Raw genomic sequence first — 16,848 nt, forward strand, 5'->3', positions numbered from 1 at the left:
TTTTGTAAGTGTCATACCGAACTCGATTGCGGTTGCAAATATACAACCGTTTTTCATTTCTGCAAGTGTTTTTCGAAAAAAAATTAAAAAAAATTTCAGGTTTTTAACCAAACTTCTGTTTTTCAATCAGATATGTAGTCATAATTTTTTCAAATTTTTCGTCTACCGACACCGGAACATACTTTATTTTATACATAGCACACGTATTGGCTATCTCATCAAAATAACGTTTTACTAATTTTTCATAATCCGATTGCACATTTTCTGCAAACAAATTGACTTGTTCACCAGTTTCAATATCGATAAATTTGCGTGGAGCATTGTCAAAATCAAAATTAAACTCCGTTTTTTTATCGACTACATGAAACAAAACTACTTTATGCTTGTTGTGTTTTAAGTGCTGAAGTGCCTTAAAAAGCTTTTCATCGTCTTCTCTTTGAAACATATCTGTAAAAAGAATAATCATGGAACGACGATGCATTTTTTCGGCTATTTGATGCAAATACGTAATTGTATCGGTTTGTTTCGCTTCTTTTGAAACACGTAAAAGGTTTTCTAATTTATCTAGTAACATTCGATGATGCCGTTCACTTCCTTTTTCTGGCGCATAGTATTCATACGAATCTGAAAAGACACTTAATCCAACCGCATCTCTTTGCCTTTTAAGCAGATTCATAAGCACAGCTGAAGCTAGGACTGAAAACCCTATTTTATTTTCATAAAAAAATTGATTCTCTTTTAATTTCGGATAATGCATAGACGAAGAATTGTCTATGATAAGATGGCATCTCAAATTGGTTTCTTCCTCGAAACGCTTAGTATACAACCTATCAGTTTTGGCAAAAAGCTTCCAATCGATATGCTTTGTACTTTCTCCAACATTATAGATTTTATGTTCGGCAAATTCAGCAGAAAAACCATGAAATGGCGATTTATGCATACCTGAAATAAAACCTTCTACAATTTGGTTGGCCAATAGCTCTAAATGCTGAAAACTGGATATTTTTTCTATTTGTGCATCAAACTTCATACTTCAAATATAAACAATGAAATCAGTATTATAAACGAGAGTACGATGATTTATTGATTTAACCTTTTAGAAAAACAAAAAATATTAAATTTTTAGGACTTCTAAGACTACGACCTATAATGTGAATTGTCTGTGTAGTCTTTTTTAGGAATCACAAACTAAAAAAACTCAAAACAAGGAAATTAGAAGAAAAGTAGATAATAACCCTTAGAAGAAATTAATGTTTCTTGATGATGACAAAATTATCTATTCAAGAGAAGTGTTTTTACTAACAAAAAAAGACCCGACTATCGTCAGGTCTTCTTCTTATAAAATATTGATTACAATAATGCGTCTATAGCTTTTGTATAAGTATCTTTTGGAGCTACTCCTACTTGACGTCCTACTACTTCTCCATTTTGGAAAATTAAAACTGTAGGGATGTTACGAACCCCATATTTAGCAGCAAATTCTTGGTTAGCATCTACGTCTACTTTTCCAACTACTGCTTTTCCTTCATATTCTGTAGCGATTTCGTCGATTACTGGACCAACCATTCTACAAGGACCACACCATGCTGCCCAAAAATCTACTACTACCGGTTTATCTGACTGTAATACTACTTCTTCAAAAGTAGCATCTGTTATTGCTTGTGCCATTTTAATTTCTTTTGTATTAATACACAAAAATAGAATTTTATTTTGAATAGTACATCATTTAAAAATCAGTTTTAATTATGGTGAGATTGCTTCGATTTATAACAACAAAAAGGAGCCCTATTAAAGAGCTCCTTTTTTATACTTAGAATAACCTAATTGATTATTACTATATTATAAACTATATTTTAATCCTAATGTTAATCCAACACCACTAATACTGATGTAAGAACTTAATTCATCTAAAGGTTTTGTAGGATCTACACCATTTGGATTAGTCTCAGCATTGTTAGAGTTAGTTCCTAAAGAATCTACATAATTAGAGTGTATTTGAGCTGGAGCCAAAGTGTTTAATCGATCTACACCATTAACTGTATACTCAGTAGTTTCTTTAGATTTTCCGTGTACTGTAAAGTTACGGTATTCTACTTCTGCAAAGGCAGACAATTTGTTAGTTAACTTGTAAGAAGTTCCTAAAGCAGCCATAAAACCGATAGTTGGATTTGGTTTTACTTTATCTACTTTGTGTAAGTTCCCCACAGTTGTAGGACTTGTTGGAATAACCGCATTCGTAGTAATTTCTAAATCTCCGTGAACTGGCACTAAAACCCCAACTTTCGTATAAGGTTCAAATCCATTAGTTTCTCCTAAATAAAGAACAAGAGCAGGAGCTAAGTCAAAAGCAGTTACCTTACCATTAGCTGTAAAATTAAAGATCATTTCATTATTATCGTTCACAAAAATTTGATCTGTTTTGGTTTGTGCCATAGTTTTACTATTACTTCTGTAGTAGTTAATTCCCATTTCAAAACCTAAACGTTCAGTAAAACGGTATCCAGCAGTTAATCCAGTTCTAAAACCTTCACCGAAAGATCCAGTGATAGCTTTTCTTGAAACTAATTCTTGAGCCACATACACATCGCTATTAGGCTGTCTTCCACTTACAATTGGAAATTCAGTCGCAGCTGTTTGAATAAAATATGATCCTCCAGCTTTAAGATACCATCCTTTTTTATCTGTATTTGAAGTTGGCTCTTCTGTCTGAGCTGTCATGGTTAAAGTCGAAACCATACAAGCAGCTAACAATAATTTTTTAATCATGATAGTTTATTGGTTTAAATTTTTGCAAAAATACAATCCTAAAACAGAACATCATAATATCCTGTCTAATTTATTTTAAAATTAACTTGAAGTTTCTCCATTTCTTGGAGCAATTCAGACGTAATTTTAACTTTTATTTTTCGACTTGGCATCGAAAGCATATTCTTAATAACTACTTCCTCTTTTTCTTCCGGCACTGCCAATTCTACTTCTACTTCCCCTGGTAGTACCTCATCGGACACCTCTACTTCCTCAGGAGAAGACACCAATTGTAATTCGCGCTTGATTTTCTCTAGTTCTAAAACTTCAAAAGTGATCTGATGATCTCCAGGATGTTTTACAAATAACTCGTGCAAATCTTTCACCAACTTTTCTCGTAATTCATGTATCGAGAACTGAATCGTTATTTTTTTAGCATACGTTGGTAAGACATCTGCCAACATTTTAGCTTCCAAAAATTGAATTCTTGGGTCTGATTTTTTACCAGTTTCTCGATTTACCCATCCCTCTTTGACATTGATTTTAAAAAACACAAATTGATTCTGTACCAGAAAATGACGGAATTTCAAGTATTCTTCATCAAAAATTCTGAATTCAAAACTTTCATCGTACCCATCTAAATTAAACGTAGCCCAACCTTTTCCGTTTTTTGCCGTTCGATGCTGTACATTATTTACAATCCCTCCAAAAGTGAGATTTTTTGTTACAAAAGGCTCTAAATTTTTTAATTGTTCCAAACGGACGTTACAGAAATATTTCATTTCATAGCGGTAATCATCTAGTGGATGACCTGAAATATAAATCCCAACCACTTCTTTTTCACGCGCTAATTTTTCCATGGTATGCCATTCTTCACAAGGCGGAACAGCCGGCTCTGGTATTTGTACTTCAGACGCATCACCAAACAAACTTACTTGAGAAGAGTTTTCATTTTCCTGTGATTTTGCCCCGTAGCGAATTGCTTTTTCTAAGAACGTGATATTGTCTCCGTCATGATGAAAATATTGACCGCGATGTGTCTCTGTAAAACAATCTAAACCTCCAGCCAAAGCCAAGTTTTCAAAAGCTTTTTTATTAGCAGCGCGCAAATCGATACGTTTAGTCAAATCAAAAATAGATTTGTATTTACCATTTTTACGGTTTTCTACAATGGTATTCACGGCTCCTTCTCCAACACCCTTAACAGCTCCCATTCCGAAACGAATCGCGTAATTTTCGTTTACCGTGAATTTGTAAAACGACTCATTAACATCTGGACCCAAAACTTGCAAGCCCATTCGCTTACACTCTTCCATAAAAAAAGAAACTTGCTTAATATCGTTCATGTTATTGGACAGCACCGCTGCCATATATTCTGCGGGATAATGCGCTTTCAGATATGCTGTCTGATAGGCAATCCAAGCATAACATGTGGAATGCGATTTATTGAAGGCATAACTCGCAAACGCTTCCCAGTCGGTCCAAATTTTATCTAATTTTTGTTCGTCGTGACCATTGGCTTTTGCTTGATCGATGAACTTGGATTTCATTTTATCCAAGACATCTTTCTGCTTTTTACCCATCGCTTTACGAAGTACGTCGGCATCACCTTTGGAGAAATTCGCTAATTTTTGCGATAAAAGCATTACCTGCTCTTGATAAACGGTAATTCCATAAGTTTCTCCTAAATATTCTTCGCAAGCATCTAAATCGTAGGTAATTGGTTCTTCACCATTTTTTCTTCGAATGAAAGACGGAATGTACTCTAACGGTCCTGGTCGGTATAACGCATTCATCGCAATTAAATCGGCAAAGACAGTCGGCTTCAAATCCTTCATATATTTCTGCATCCCGGGCGACTCGTATTGGAAAATACCAACGGTTTCACCTCTTTGGAAGAGTTCGTATGTTTTCTGATCATCGATAGGAAATTCATCTGGATTGAGTTCTATTCCGGTACGATATTTTACCAATTTAACGGTATCTTTAATCAGAGTTAGGGTTTTTAGCCCCAAGAAATCCATCTTCAGCAAACCAGCGCTTTCTGCTACAGAGTTGTCGAACTGCGTAACATATAAATCAGAATCTTTTGCAGTAGTCACCGGAACGAAGTTGGTAATATCATCTGGTGTGATGATTACCCCACATGCGTGAATACCAGTATTGCGGAGAGAACCTTCTAATACTTTAGCCTGTTGAATGGTTTCTCCTGCTAAATCTCCTTCATTGGCAATAGCGATTAATTCTTTGATTCGGTCAAACTCATCGGAAGATTTTAACGCTTTTTTCACTTCGCTTTCCTCCTCTTTCAAAAACCTATTCAAATTCCACTTGGAAGGCATCATTCCTGGTATGAGCTTCGCTATTCTATCTGCCTCAAACAGTGGAAGATCTAATACACGAGCGGTATCTCTAATTGCCGATTTGGTAGCCATTTTACCATAGGTAATAATCTGTGCTACCTGATTTGAACCGTACTTATCAATCACGTATTCCATAACCAAACCACGACCTTCATCATCAAAATCGATATCAATATCGGGCATGGACACACGGTCTGGATTCAAGAAACGCTCAAAAAGGAGATCATATTTAATGGGATCGATATTAGTAATCCCTAGACAATAGGCCACCGCAGAACCTGCAGCAGAACCACGACCCGGCCCAACGGAAACTCCCATTTCACGTGCCGCTGCGATGAAATCCTGTACAATTAAAAAGTAACCCGGATAACCCGTTTTTTCAATAGTAAGTAATTCAAAATCGAGTCGCTCTCTTATATCCTCTGTGATTTCTGTGTACCTTTTTTCCGCTCCTTTATAAGTAAGATAACGTAAGTATTTGTTCTCTCCTCGCTTACCACCATCTTCTTCATCTTCGGCCACCTGAAATTCTGCAGGAATGTCAAATTTAGGAAGTAAAACATCGCGGTATAAAGAATACGGTTCGACCTTATCTATAATTTCTTGAATATTGATAATCGCCTCGGGCAGGTCAGCAAAGATTTTTTTCATCTCGGCTTCGCTCTTGAAATAATATTCTTGATTTGGCAAACCGTAACGATAACCTCGACCACGACCTATAGGAGTGGCTTGTTTTTCTCCATCTTTTACACACAACAAAATATCGTGCGCATTAGCATCTTCTTTGGCAATATAATAGATATTGTTGGTAGCGATGAGTTTCACGTTGTGTTTTCGCGCAAACTGCACCAACGTTTGATTCACTCTATTTTCATCTTCTTGATTGTGACGCATGACTTCGATGTAAAAGTCGTCTCCAAATTGCGCCTTCCACCAAATCAGTGCTTCTTCAGCTTGATTTTCTCCAACATTTAAAATTTTACTTGGAATTTCTCCGTATAAATTTCCGGAAAGCACCATGATGTCCTCTTTATATTTTTCAACGATACTTCTATCAATTCTTGGCACATAATAAAATCCATCGGTATAAGCGATAGATGACATTTTGGCTAAATTATGATAACCTTTTTTATTTTTTGCCAAAAAGACCACTTGATAACCGTTGTCTTTTTTGGATTTGTCTTTATGATTGTCGCAAATATTGAATTCACATCCTACAATGGGCTTGATTTCTACTTCTGTAGGCGCTTCCCCTTTCGCAATAAGTTCCTCATTTTTAGCTTTTGCCGCTTTGGTATGACTAAGAACAGCGCTCACAAACTGAAAAGCTCCCATCATGTTTCCAGTATCGGTCATGGCCACGGCTTTCATATTGTTTTTCACAGTTGCATTAACCAATGCCTGAATTCCAATGGTGGACTGTAAAACCGAAAACTGTGTGTGATTGTGTAAATGAACAAAAGGCGCTTGCTCAAAATCGTTACTCATTTCCTGAGTAACCGGTGTTCCCTCCTCTTCCTTTTGGATTTGTTTCAGACGAGCTCTGATTTCATCCGAAGCCGATTTGAGATTGATGTGCTTTAATCCGATTAGTTGTATTTTCTGCGGATTATTTTCACGGAAATTGATGTAATAATCTTCCGTTACATCTAGTTCTTCCTTTGTAAAAACTTCTCTTTTGATCAGCTCTAAAAAACATCGGGTAGTAGCCTCAACGTCGGCTGTAGCGTTATGGGCTTCCGCAAAAGGTTCTTCAAACAAATATCGATGTAATTCCGTAAGTGTAGGTAGTTTGTATCTACCTCCGCGTCCTCCGGGCAATTTTAATAAATTAGCCGTTACTTCGGTACAAGTGTCCAAAACTGGCATTTTCACCATATCTGAAGCCACTTGCATACGATGGAATTCACACCCCATAATATTTACGTCGAAACCTACGTTTTGACCTACTATGTATTTGGCTTTGGAAAGCGCCAAATTGAATTTTTCCAGCACTTCCATTAACGGCACACCTTGTTCCATAGCTAATTCTGTGGAAATCCCGTGAATTCGTTCCGCATCAAAAGGAATATTGAATCCTTCTGGTCGTACTAAATAATCCTGATGTTCTATTAATCGACCCATTTCATCATGTAACTGCCAGGCAATCTGAATACAACGTGGCCAGTTATCGGTATCGGTAATAGGTGCCGACCAATTGCGTGGCAAACCCGTAGTTTCGGTATCGAAGATTAAATACATAGTTTTAAAAGTCCAGAATTTTTACAATATAAATTTCAATTCAAAACATTCCCAAGAAGGGAAAAAGAGAATTTTCAAAAGTACGTTTTAGAAGTGTAGAAATCAAAAATTCTTATCAACAGAAACAAAAAAACCACTCGTTTTCACGAATGGTTTTCCAGTACAATATAAAAATAGGTCTAGTATCTTCCTCCTCTATTGTTACCTCCGCCATAGTTTCCACCACCGCGGTTGTTTCCATAACTACCACCTGAACGGTTGTTATTGAAACTTCTTCTTTCGCCTTCCGGTTTTGGTTCCGATTTATTAACTACAATCGTACGACCTTCTACCGTAGCGCCATTTAACTCTTGGATTGCTTTTAAAGCTTCTTCATCGCTAGGCATTTCTACGAATCCGAAACCTTTACTTCTTCCTGTAAATTTATCTGTAATTAATTTTACCGATGCTACAGTACCATACACTCCGAAAGAGTCTCTTAAGTCTGCCTCATCAATAGAAAAAGGCAAACTCCCTACAAAAATATTCATATATAAATTTTATAATTTGTGTAAAGATAGACTATTAAAATGACAATCAAGCTATTAAAATGATTTATTTCCAATTTCATGAAAACAAAAAAACCATTCTGATACAGAATGGTTTAAGAATATTATTCGAGAACTAATTTATTGCAACGGTAAATTATAAAAAACACCTTCCTTACAAGATACTACTGCACCGGTATTTGCGTCGAAAGCCGTGAACTTAAAAGTACCTGATATAGTAGTTCCAGTATTTTTAGTAATAACCACCTCTCCGTTACTATTTTGTACCGTTTGAACTAAAATTTTAGCATTATTATTTCCCGCAGTAATGGTAAGCACATCGCCCGGTAAATAACCTGATCCAGGAGAATTGACTACAATTTTTGTCACGGATCCTCTGCTATTTGCTTCAATGTTCACCTTTAAACCTGAACCCGAACCTCCTGATACAGACAAAGCGCCAGAAGTAATGTAGCCGCTTCCGGCATTTTGAATCACAATCCCATAAACAGCTCCTGGATTAATCCCCGTTGTGTATTGCAAGCCTAAACTAGCATTTACCGGAGCCACAATAGCCATATTTGCTTGATTAGTAGTTCCTAATAAATATTTTCCAGCAGAAGCAGAATTTGTTCGCAATGCTAAATTGTAATGAATAGACGTTCCTTCCAAAACAAGCGCCCCATTGGTAATTTTTGCTGACTTTATGTTCGCTTTCCAAATTTCATTATTTAAACTCGCCTGAAAAGCAGGGTCGTTGAATTCTACTTCATTTTGGCAAGAAAATAAGCTAATCGCCAAAAACAATATGATACTGATTTTTTTCATTTATTCATTAATTGATAAGATACAAAAATAACTTTTTACCTATTCAAAATGTAATTTATTGAAAATATTTTATCGGGTTACGACAAAATGTAAAATCTATCGTATTTTTAACTATATTTGCACCCTCAATTAACCGAGGTCGAGTACCTCAAATTAATCAATAAGATTATGTCAGTAAAAATTAGATTACAAAGACACGGTAAAAAAGGAAAACCTTTTTACTGGATCGTAGCGGCAGATGCTCGCGCAAAAAGAGATGGTAAATTCTTAGAAAAAATCGGAACTTACAATCCAAACACTAACCCTGCAACTATCGACTTAAATGTTGACAAAGCAGTAACTTGGTTATTTAATGGTGCTCAGCCAACTGACACTGCAAGAGCTATCCTATCTTACAAAGGTGCTTTATTAAAACACCACTTAGAAGGCGGTGTACGTAAAGGTGCTTTAACTCCGGAACAAGCAGAAGCTAAATTTAATGCTTGGTTAGAAGAGAAGGCTGGAAAAGTTAATGCTAAAAAAGAAGGTTTAAGCAAAGCAGAAGCTGATGCTAAAGCTAAAGCGTTAAAAGCTGAAAAAGAAGCAAACGAAAAACGTATTGCTGCTCAAGCTGAGGCAGCAAAAGCTGAAGTTGCTACTGAAGAAGTTGCTACTGAAGAGGAAGCTCCAGCTGTTGAAGAAAACAACAACGAAACAGAAGCTTAATTATAACTGGCGATTATGCGTAAAGACGAATGTTTTTATTTAGGTAAAATCGCTAAAAAATTTAGTTTCAAAGGCGAAGTTCTTATCTATTTAGATACGGACGAACCCGAAATGTATGAAGATTTGGAATCAGTTTTTGTTGAATTCAACAAAAATCTGGTTCCATTTTTTATTGAAAAATCCCAACTACACAAAGGCGATTTCCTTAAAGTTCGATTTGAAGACGTAGACACCGAAGAAGAAGCCGACAAACTCATTGGTTGTGAAGTTTACCTTCCTTTATCGATGTTACCCAAACTTGAAGGCAACAAATTTTATTTTCACGAAGTTATTGGTTTTGACGTAGTAGATGACCGTTTAGGGAATATTGGTAAGATTGTTTCTATTAACGACAGTGCTGCACAACCTCTTTTTGAAATTGAAAATAACGGTGTGGAGATTTTAATCCCAATGATTGATGATTTTATTGTTGAAGTCAATCGTGAAAAGCAAACAATCTATCTAAACACTCCTGTCGGATTGGTAGATTTGTATCTAAAATAAACTTTTAGACTCCATTTTAATCACTCTTATAAATTTCAAAATCTGAAATTTAAAATGCCAAACAACACTTTTCAATTCAAACAATTCAATATAAAGCAAGACCGTTGCGCTATGAAAGTTGGAACCGATGGTGTTTTATTAGGCGCTTGGACTCCATTAATCAATAATCCTTACAACATACTTGACATAGGAACCGGAACCGGATTAATTGCTTTGATGCTAGCACAACGCTCACAAGCAGAACAAATTGACGCCATCGAAATTGATGGTAATGCTTACGAACAAGCTACCGAAAACTTTGAAAATTCTCCGTGGAACGATCGTTTGTACTGCTATCATGCCGGGTTAGACGAATTCGTTGAAGAAGTAGAGGAAGTATTTGATTTAATTGTTTCCAACCCTCCTTTTTATACTGACGATTACAAATCGGGAGATACACAACGTAATAATGCACGCTTTGAAGATTCATTACCTTTTGATGAATTAGTAGAAGCCGCCGATTTATTTTTATCTGATAACGGAATATTTTCCTTAATTGTTCCTTTTAAAGAAGAAGAAAAAATAATCAACCTTTGCCAAGAACGCGAACTATTTCCTTTAAAAATAACTCGAGTAAAAGGAACATCTACTACAGAAATAAAAAGAAGTTTACTGGCTTTCACCAGAATCGAGCAAACCCCTTTAACCGATGAATTGGTTATCGAAATTTCACGTCATCAATATACGCCTGAATATATTGAATTAACCAAAGAATTTTATCTAAAAATGTAATTACAAAAAACAATTCAAAAGTTTTTCAATCATTAATTACTTCTTCTTCCAGGTTATTTTACCAACAAAAACATTACAAATCACGTAAACCAAGACCCAAAAAAACCCTAAAGATCAAATTATAACAATCGTTCATTGAATTGTTAAAAATCTTTATTTACTTTTGCGTCACAAAACAAAAAATGGAATGAGTATAAAAGAACATATACTAATTTCATCTGACCAATTATAAACCATAAAAAATCAAACAGATGAAACCAGATTTATTTCAATCTCCTGATTATTATTTATTAGACGACTTACTGACAGAAGAACATAAATTAGTTCGTGATGCTGCGCGAGCTTGGGTAAAAAAAGAAGTTTCTCCAATTATTGAAGACTATGCTCAAAGAGCTGAGTTTCCAAAACAAATCATAAAAGGTTTGGGGGAAATTGGTGGTTTTGGGCCTTATATTCCAGTAGAATATGGTGGTGCTGGATTAGACCAAATTTCATACGGATTAATCATGCAAGAAATTGAACGCGGTGATTCTGGAGTACGTTCAACCTCATCCGTACAATCATCATTGGTAATGTATCCTATCTGGAAATACGGAACCGAAGAGCAAAGACAAAAATATTTACCGAAACTAGCAACCGGAGAATGGATGGGATGTTTCGGTCTAACAGAACCTGATCACGGTTCTAATCCGGGAGGAATGGTTACTAACTTTAAAGATATGGGAGACCATTATCTATTAAATGGTGCCAAAATGTGGATCTCCAATGCACCTTTTGCACAAATTGCAGTAGTTTGGGCTAAAAACGAAGAAGGACGCATACATGGTTTAATCGTGGAAAGAGGTATGGAAGGTTTCTCTACTCCGGAAACACATAATAAGTGGTCTTTAAGGGCTTCGGCTACCGGAGAGTTAATTTTTGATAACGTAAAAGTTCCTAGGGAAAACTTATTGCCAGGAAAATCAGGATTAGGAGCACCACTAGGATGCTTAGATTCGGCTCGTTACGGAATCGCTTGGGGTGCAATTGGTGCAGCTATGGATTGTTACGACACTGCTTTACGTTATTCGAAAGAACGTATTCAATTTGACAAACCAATTGGCGCTACGCAATTGCAACAAAAAAAATTAGCTGAAATGATTACAGAAATCACTAAAGCACAACTACTAACCTGGCGTTTAGGAGTTTTACGTAATGAAGGAAGAGCTACGACTGCTCAAATTTCAATGGCAAAACGCAACAATGTGGAGATGGCTATAAACATTGCCCGTGAAGCGCGTCAAATGTTAGGCGGTATGGGAATTACCGGCGAATATTCGATTATGCGCCACATGATGAATTTAGAATCCGTGATCACCTACGAAGGAACTCACGACATTCATTTACTAATTACAGGTATGGATGTGACTGGTTTTCCTGCATTCAAATAAAAATAACAAAGAGCTCTCCATCGAGCTCTTTTTTTTGTGATTTTTCGTAACTTTAAATTACTTAATAAACAGTATAACATTATGAGACTAGGTGATTTTTTTATGCCGGAATTTCTACACGAAATGGCTACAACTAGAAAAATATTAGACGCAATTCCAGAAGAACATTTTGATTATAAGTCTAATGAAAAAGCAATGAGCCTAGGGGCACTAGCTAATCACATTGCCGAAATTCCCACATGGATTCCAGCAGCTTTTTTACATTCGGAATTGGATTTTAGTACTGCTAACTATGTTCCTAAAGACTTTAAAAAAGTATCAGAGTTATTGTCTTTTTTCGACAGCAATGTAAACGAAGCCACACAATTGCTCAAGGAAGTCAGCAATGAAACCCTTAACGAAGAATGGACCTTGAGAAACGGATCTGCTATTTATTTTACCATGCCTAAATCGGCTGTTTACAGATCCTTTGTAATGAACCATCTGATTCATCATCGCGGACAACTGTCGGCATATCTTAGAGCTCTTGGAGCCAAAGTTCCTGGAATGTACGGTCCCTCAGCAGACGAGCAAACCGCATAAACAATAGTAAATACAATCATAAAAGCTTTCCGGTACTCAGAAAGCTTTTTTATTTTTGTCCCAAAATAATCCTTAAATACTTTTTTGTATCTTTAGGTATCCCAAAAATATTTATCATGACGATTCAAACCATCCAAGCTAATATCCAAAATCACAAGGATATTCTGCACACTCATCCCTTATATGGACAAATAAAGTCTATTGAAGATTTACATTGTTTCTTAGAAAGCCATGTTTATGCCGTATGGGATTTTATGTCATTACTCAAAGCATTACAACAAAAATTGACTTGTACCACGACTCCATGGTTTGCTACGAAAAATACAGCAATACGTTATTTGATCAACGAAATCGTTTTGGCAGAAGAATCCGATTTGACTATTGATGGAAAAAGACAAAGTCATTTTGAAATGTATCTCGATGCGATGAAAGCCTGTGGAGCCAATACCCAAGAAGTAGAAACTTTTTTAGAAGATGTAATGACTACAAAAAACATCTTTGTCTCTATAAAAACTAGTCAGTTACACCCTAATATCAAGGGCTTTTTGGACTATACTTTCCGAATTATTGAAGAAGGAAAAGCACACAAAATAGCAGCTGCTTTTACTTTTGGTCGTGAGGATTTGATTCCGAATATGTTCACGGAGATTTTGAGAAATTTTAAAATCAATTTTCCTGAAACTGATTTATCAAAACTAATTTACTATTTCGAGCGACACATTGAATTAGATGCCGACGAACACGGTCCAATGGCAATGCAAATGATTACGGAATTGTGCGGAAATGACCCTCAAAAATGGAGCGAGACAGAACAAGTAGCCATTGAAGCTTTGGACAAAAGAATTGGTTTATGGAATGCTATTGAGGAAACAATCCACAAAAAAGAACTTTCATTAGCTTAAACAAATATTAGCTTATAGAATTTGGAAGAAGAATACTGTTATATTTTTTTCTTCTTCCAAATTAATCCATCTAAAATATAATGTGTGAATTGAGGTACCATTAACTTTCCGGAGCTAATTCAATTTCCAAACCGTCTATTTCTTCCGTAATATGGATCTGACAACCTAAACGACTGTTTTCCTTAACATTAAAAGCCTCCCAAAGCATGGCTTCTTCGTCAGGATTTTTATCGGGTAGCGGTACATCATTTAACACATAACACTGACAAGAAGCACACATTGCCATACCACCACAGATACCAATAGTTCCTTCAGGAGCTAATTCGTAGGCTCGAACCAATTCCATAATATTCATATTCATATCTGTAGGGGCTTGTACTTCATGTATTACCCCTTCTCTATCCGTTATTTTTATAGTGATGTCCATTTTTATTTTTTTAAACAAAAATATCAATTATTCAATAAAAAGAGTATATTTGACAATCTTTTTGGGGGATTAGCTCATTTGGCTAGAGCGCTACGCTGGCAGCGTAGAGGCGACCGGTTCGAATCCGGTATTCTCCACTGAAAGCCATTTACAACATTTTGAGTGTTCCTAACATATTTTGACTGATTTGTTAATTAATGTTGTAGTATTGATTTTTTTTAAATAAAACAGTACATTTGGGTTCGTTCTGGGGGATTAGCTCAGCTGGCTAGAGCGCCTGCCTTGCACGCAGGAGGTCATCGGTTCGACTCCGATATTCTCCACAAATTAACCAAAACCAAAAACCAAGTAAAAAAACGCCTCATCTTTTTAGAGGCGTTTTTTTTAATACTCAAATCTTTGTTGCCATGAATTTGAAAGTAACTTTTTCAGTCATAACTTTACTTTTTTTAATTCAATTTTCATTTGCTCAAGAGAAAATTGTCACTAAACTTCCTGACTCTACTTCCAACTGGGAAAAGAAACACAAAATTGGTTTTGACATCAGCGAAACAGCTTTTATGAATTGGAATGCCGGAGGAAACAATTCTATATCTGGATTATTAAAAGGTGTTTTTACCCGTTCTTACAAATACGAACACCTAAAATGGAATAACGAATTGATTGTTCGCTATGGTGTGAACAAACAAGATGGTTTAGAGATTCGTAAAACAGATGATGTTTTACAATACAACTCCACTTTTGGTTACAGAACGGATACTATCTCGAAATGGTTTTACTCAGCCAAACTGAATTTTAACACACAATTTACTGACGGATATGCCTACCCCAATACAGAAAAAGCAATTTCTCAATTTTTTGCTCCGGCCTATCTTTTCCTAGGGATTGGTACAGAATATATCGATAAAAAAAACAAATTCAATTTTTACCTTTCTCCTTTAACTCAAAAAACCACTTTTGTTCTCAATCAAAGACTCGCCAATGAAGGAGCTTACGGTGTGACCAAAGCTATATATGATGAATTTGGAAATTTAACACGTAAAGGACATAAAACCAGAACGGAATTAGGTGTCTTAGTCTCAGGTCAACACAAAGATGAAGTCTTTAAAAACATGGTTTTGGAAAATCGATTGAGTTTATATTCCGATTACCTCAACAAATTTGGCAATATTGATGTGAACTGGCAAATGCAACTGGATTTGGTCGTGAACAAATACGTAAAAGCCAATGTTGGGACTCATCTGATTTATGATGACGACATCAAAGCCAAAGAAGAAATAAATGGTGAACAAGTAACTTTAGGACCAAAAGTTCAGCTAAAACAAATTCTTGGAGTAGGCTTAGAATACGTTTTCTGATTGATCTATACTTTTACGCAAATCAAATTTAACTATTTGTCACACGTTATCACTTTTTAAACCAAAAATTCAAATTAATAATCTGATTTTCAGCAACTTTATACGTGTTATTCCTTAACCAATAGAGTTATGAAAGACAACAGGTTTAAAAATAGAACGGAAGCAGGTTTATTACTCTCTAAACAATTATCAGAATATAAAAACACCAATGCTGTGGTATTAGCGATACCTAGAGGAGGTGTCCCTGTAGGACATATCATTGCCAAAGAATTACAACTTCCCTTGAGCATTGTACTCTCAAAAAAAATTGGTCATCCCAACAATAAAGAATATGCAATTGGGTCCGTCTCTTTAGATACCGTAATCACTGAAAACCATACCGAGATCCCACCGGAATATATTGAAAATGAAATTATTAGTCTTCGAAAAAAATTAAGAGAAAAACAAAAACAATATATGGGGCACCAAAACCCTATTGATGTAACCAATAAGAATGTAATTCTGGTCGACGACGGCATTGCTACCGGAAACACAGTCTTGGTGAGTATTCGTATGTTACGAAAAAGCAAACCTGCCCAGATTATTGTAGCCGTTCCGGTAGTTCCTTATAACAAGATTTCTCTTTTTGAAAAGGAATCCGATGTATTTGTTTATTTACTAGCTCCCGAAGATTTTAATGCTGTTGGAGAATTTTATGAAGAATTTAATCCAGTAGAAGATGATGAAGTCATCAGAATGTTAAACAATACTCCTTCAAACTAAACTTATGAAACAGCACAAAATAAATATCCCTTTAACATCCGTTACCCTAAAAGGAGAATTAATGATACCCAAAAACGCCTACGGAATCGTAATTTTTTCACACGGAAGTGGTAGCAGTCGTTTGAGTCCAAGAAATCAATATGTTGCTGAATTAATTCAAATCCGAAACATTGGGACATTATTATTCGATTTGTTAACAGAAAAAGAAGATCTGGAACAAGAAAATCGGTTTGATATACCATTATTAACACAACGTTTGATTGAAACAACCCAATGGGTGCAGACTCAAGAATTCGGTCGTAATATTCCTATTGGCTATTTTGGAGCCAGTACCGGAGCCGCTTCAGCCTTAGGTGCCGCCGCTTATTTTGGGCAAACCATCCGCGCTATTGTCTGTCGGGGTGGTCGTCCTGATCTGGCTATGAATGTACTATCTACCGTTACGACACCTACCCTGTTCATTGTTGGAGGTTGGGATCATGAAGTAATCGAATTGAATGAAGTGGCTTATGATAAATTAAACGGAATCAAACAAATTGAAATTGTTCCTGAAGCCAGTCATCTTTTTGAAGAACCCGGAAAAATGGAAGAAGTAGCCAATTTGGCCATTTCTTGGTACGAACGCTATCTGATACAATAAAAAAAACCGTTACATTTTACTGCA

The 16,848-nt window shown here is 35.9% G+C and carries 16 protein-coding genes and 2 tRNA genes; 11 read left to right on the forward strand and 7 right to left on the reverse strand.

The genetic code is table 11. From position 1 onward, the window contains the following. Positions 1-103 precede the first annotated feature (103 nt). The 6 genes from NAT50_RS02250 to NAT50_RS02275 all read right to left on the reverse strand — a co-directional run bounded on the left by NAT50_RS02250 (position 104) and on the right by NAT50_RS02275 (position 8,704). Complete coding sequence (locus NAT50_RS02250; protein ID WP_250591050.1) at positions 104-1,030, reverse strand: DUF58 domain-containing protein; 927 nt, start codon at positions 1,028-1,030, stop codon at positions 104-106. 320 nt (positions 1,031-1,350) lie between these two features. Beyond that, entirely contained in the window at positions 1,351-1,668 is a 318-nt protein-coding gene (gene trxA / locus NAT50_RS02255; protein ID WP_250591052.1) for a thioredoxin, read from the reverse strand. Positions 1,669-1,839: 171 nt separating this feature from the next. Further along, the gene (locus NAT50_RS02260; RefSeq protein WP_250591054.1) at positions 1,840-2,766 is read right to left on the reverse strand and encodes an outer membrane beta-barrel protein; all 927 of its coding nucleotides are present in this window, start codon (positions 2,764-2,766) and stop codon (positions 1,840-1,842) included. A gap of 65 nt (positions 2,767-2,831) precedes the next feature. After that, entirely contained in the window at positions 2,832-7,349 is a 4,518-nt protein-coding gene (dnaE, locus tag NAT50_RS02265; RefSeq protein ID WP_250591056.1) for a DNA polymerase III subunit alpha, read from the reverse strand. A gap of 179 nt (positions 7,350-7,528) precedes the next feature. After that, complete coding sequence (locus NAT50_RS02270) at positions 7,529-7,879, reverse strand: RNA recognition motif domain-containing protein (RefSeq protein ID WP_250591058.1); 351 nt, start codon at positions 7,877-7,879, stop codon at positions 7,529-7,531. A gap of 138 nt (positions 7,880-8,017) precedes the next feature. Next, positions 8,018-8,704, reverse strand: coding sequence for a DUF6252 family protein (locus NAT50_RS02275; RefSeq protein WP_250591060.1), 687 nt, complete (start codon positions 8,702-8,704; stop codon positions 8,018-8,020). A gap of 168 nt (positions 8,705-8,872) precedes the next feature. On the opposite strand from NAT50_RS02275, the gene NAT50_RS02280 reads away from it, so the two are divergent. From NAT50_RS02280 to NAT50_RS02305, 6 genes are all read left to right on the forward strand, one after another. After that, positions 8,873-9,409 carry a 30S ribosomal protein S16 gene (locus NAT50_RS02280; RefSeq protein ID WP_250591061.1) on the forward strand — a complete coding sequence of 179 codons (537 nt, stop codon included), beginning with the start codon at positions 8,873-8,875 and terminating at the stop codon, positions 9,407-9,409. Positions 9,410-9,424: 15 nt separating this feature from the next. Further along, the gene (rimM, locus tag NAT50_RS02285; protein WP_250591063.1) at positions 9,425-9,952 is read left to right on the forward strand and encodes a ribosome maturation factor RimM; all 528 of its coding nucleotides are present in this window, start codon (positions 9,425-9,427) and stop codon (positions 9,950-9,952) included. A gap of 54 nt (positions 9,953-10,006) precedes the next feature. Beyond that, positions 10,007-10,723, forward strand: coding sequence for a tRNA1(Val) (adenine(37)-N6)-methyltransferase (locus NAT50_RS02290; RefSeq protein ID WP_250591065.1), 717 nt, complete (start codon positions 10,007-10,009; stop codon positions 10,721-10,723). A 251-nt stretch (positions 10,724-10,974) separates the two neighbouring features. Then, positions 10,975-12,153, forward strand: coding sequence for an acyl-CoA dehydrogenase family protein (locus NAT50_RS02295; RefSeq protein WP_250591067.1), 1,179 nt, complete (start codon positions 10,975-10,977; stop codon positions 12,151-12,153). 81 nt (positions 12,154-12,234) lie between these two features. After that, complete coding sequence (locus tag NAT50_RS02300) at positions 12,235-12,735, forward strand: DinB family protein (protein ID WP_250591069.1); 501 nt, start codon at positions 12,235-12,237, stop codon at positions 12,733-12,735. 116 nt (positions 12,736-12,851) lie between these two features. Then, on the forward strand, positions 12,852-13,637 hold the full coding sequence (locus NAT50_RS02305; protein ID WP_250591071.1) for a DUF3050 domain-containing protein: 786 nt from the start codon (positions 12,852-12,854) through the stop codon (positions 13,635-13,637). Positions 13,638-13,737: 100 nt separating this feature from the next. On the opposite strand, the gene NAT50_RS02310 is transcribed toward NAT50_RS02305, so the two are convergent. Continuing rightward, a complete protein-coding gene (locus NAT50_RS02310; RefSeq protein ID WP_250591073.1) occupies positions 13,738-14,064 on the reverse strand; it encodes a 2Fe-2S iron-sulfur cluster-binding family protein in 327 nt (108 codons plus the stop codon). A 63-nt stretch (positions 14,065-14,127) separates the two neighbouring features. Here NAT50_RS02310 and NAT50_RS02315 point away from each other — a divergent pair. The 5 genes from NAT50_RS02315 (at position 14,128) to NAT50_RS02335 (ending at position 16,824) form a co-directional block, all read left to right on the forward strand. After that, positions 14,128-14,201 (forward strand) — tRNA-Ala (locus NAT50_RS02315). A gap of 112 nt (positions 14,202-14,313) precedes the next feature. Further along, positions 14,314-14,387, forward strand: a tRNA-Ala gene (locus NAT50_RS02320). Between the two features lie 84 nt (positions 14,388-14,471). Beyond that, a complete protein-coding gene (locus tag NAT50_RS02325; protein WP_250591075.1) occupies positions 14,472-15,422 on the forward strand; it encodes a DUF3078 domain-containing protein in 951 nt (316 codons plus the stop codon). A gap of 129 nt (positions 15,423-15,551) precedes the next feature. Then, complete coding sequence (locus NAT50_RS02330) at positions 15,552-16,184, forward strand: phosphoribosyltransferase (RefSeq protein ID WP_250591077.1); 633 nt, start codon at positions 15,552-15,554, stop codon at positions 16,182-16,184. 4 nt (positions 16,185-16,188) lie between these two features. Beyond that, positions 16,189-16,824 carry a dienelactone hydrolase family protein gene (locus NAT50_RS02335; protein WP_250591079.1) on the forward strand — a complete coding sequence of 212 codons (636 nt, stop codon included), beginning with the start codon at positions 16,189-16,191 and terminating at the stop codon, positions 16,822-16,824. The last annotated feature ends 24 nt before the right edge of the window (positions 16,825-16,848 follow it).

Source organism: Flavobacterium luminosum, from assembly GCF_023635005.1.
GTDB lineage: Bacteria > Bacteroidota > Bacteroidia > Flavobacteriales > Flavobacteriaceae > Flavobacterium > Flavobacterium luminosum.

Coding starts and splice junctions, on each gene's coding strand:
- NAT50_RS02250 (WP_250591050.1), bottom strand. CDS start 1,030: ATGAAGTTTGATGCACAAATAGAAAAAATATCCAGTTTTCAGCATTTA.
- trxA (WP_250591052.1), bottom strand. CDS start 1,668: ATGGCACAAGCAATAACAGATGCTACTTTTGAAGAAGTAGTATTACAG.
- NAT50_RS02260 (WP_250591054.1), bottom strand. CDS start 2,766: ATGATTAAAAAATTATTGTTAGCTGCTTGTATGGTTTCGACTTTAACC.
- dnaE (WP_250591056.1), bottom strand. CDS start 7,349: ATGTATTTAATCTTCGATACCGAAACTACGGGTTTGCCACGCAATTGG.
- NAT50_RS02270 (WP_250591058.1), bottom strand. CDS start 7,879: ATGAATATTTTTGTAGGGAGTTTGCCTTTTTCTATTGATGAGGCAGAC.
- NAT50_RS02275 (WP_250591060.1), bottom strand. CDS start 8,704: ATGAAAAAAATCAGTATCATATTGTTTTTGGCGATTAGCTTATTTTCT.
- NAT50_RS02280 (WP_250591061.1), top strand. CDS start 8,873: ATGTCAGTAAAAATTAGATTACAAAGACACGGTAAAAAAGGAAAACCT.
- rimM (WP_250591063.1), top strand. CDS start 9,425: ATGCGTAAAGACGAATGTTTTTATTTAGGTAAAATCGCTAAAAAATTT.
- NAT50_RS02290 (WP_250591065.1), top strand. CDS start 10,007: ATGCCAAACAACACTTTTCAATTCAAACAATTCAATATAAAGCAAGAC.
- NAT50_RS02295 (WP_250591067.1), top strand. CDS start 10,975: ATGAAACCAGATTTATTTCAATCTCCTGATTATTATTTATTAGACGAC.
- NAT50_RS02300 (WP_250591069.1), top strand. CDS start 12,235: ATGAGACTAGGTGATTTTTTTATGCCGGAATTTCTACACGAAATGGCT.
- NAT50_RS02305 (WP_250591071.1), top strand. CDS start 12,852: ATGACGATTCAAACCATCCAAGCTAATATCCAAAATCACAAGGATATT.
- NAT50_RS02310 (WP_250591073.1), bottom strand. CDS start 14,064: ATGGACATCACTATAAAAATAACGGATAGAGAAGGGGTAATACATGAA.
- NAT50_RS02325 (WP_250591075.1), top strand. CDS start 14,472: ATGAATTTGAAAGTAACTTTTTCAGTCATAACTTTACTTTTTTTAATT.
- NAT50_RS02330 (WP_250591077.1), top strand. CDS start 15,552: ATGAAAGACAACAGGTTTAAAAATAGAACGGAAGCAGGTTTATTACTC.
- NAT50_RS02335 (WP_250591079.1), top strand. CDS start 16,189: ATGAAACAGCACAAAATAAATATCCCTTTAACATCCGTTACCCTAAAA.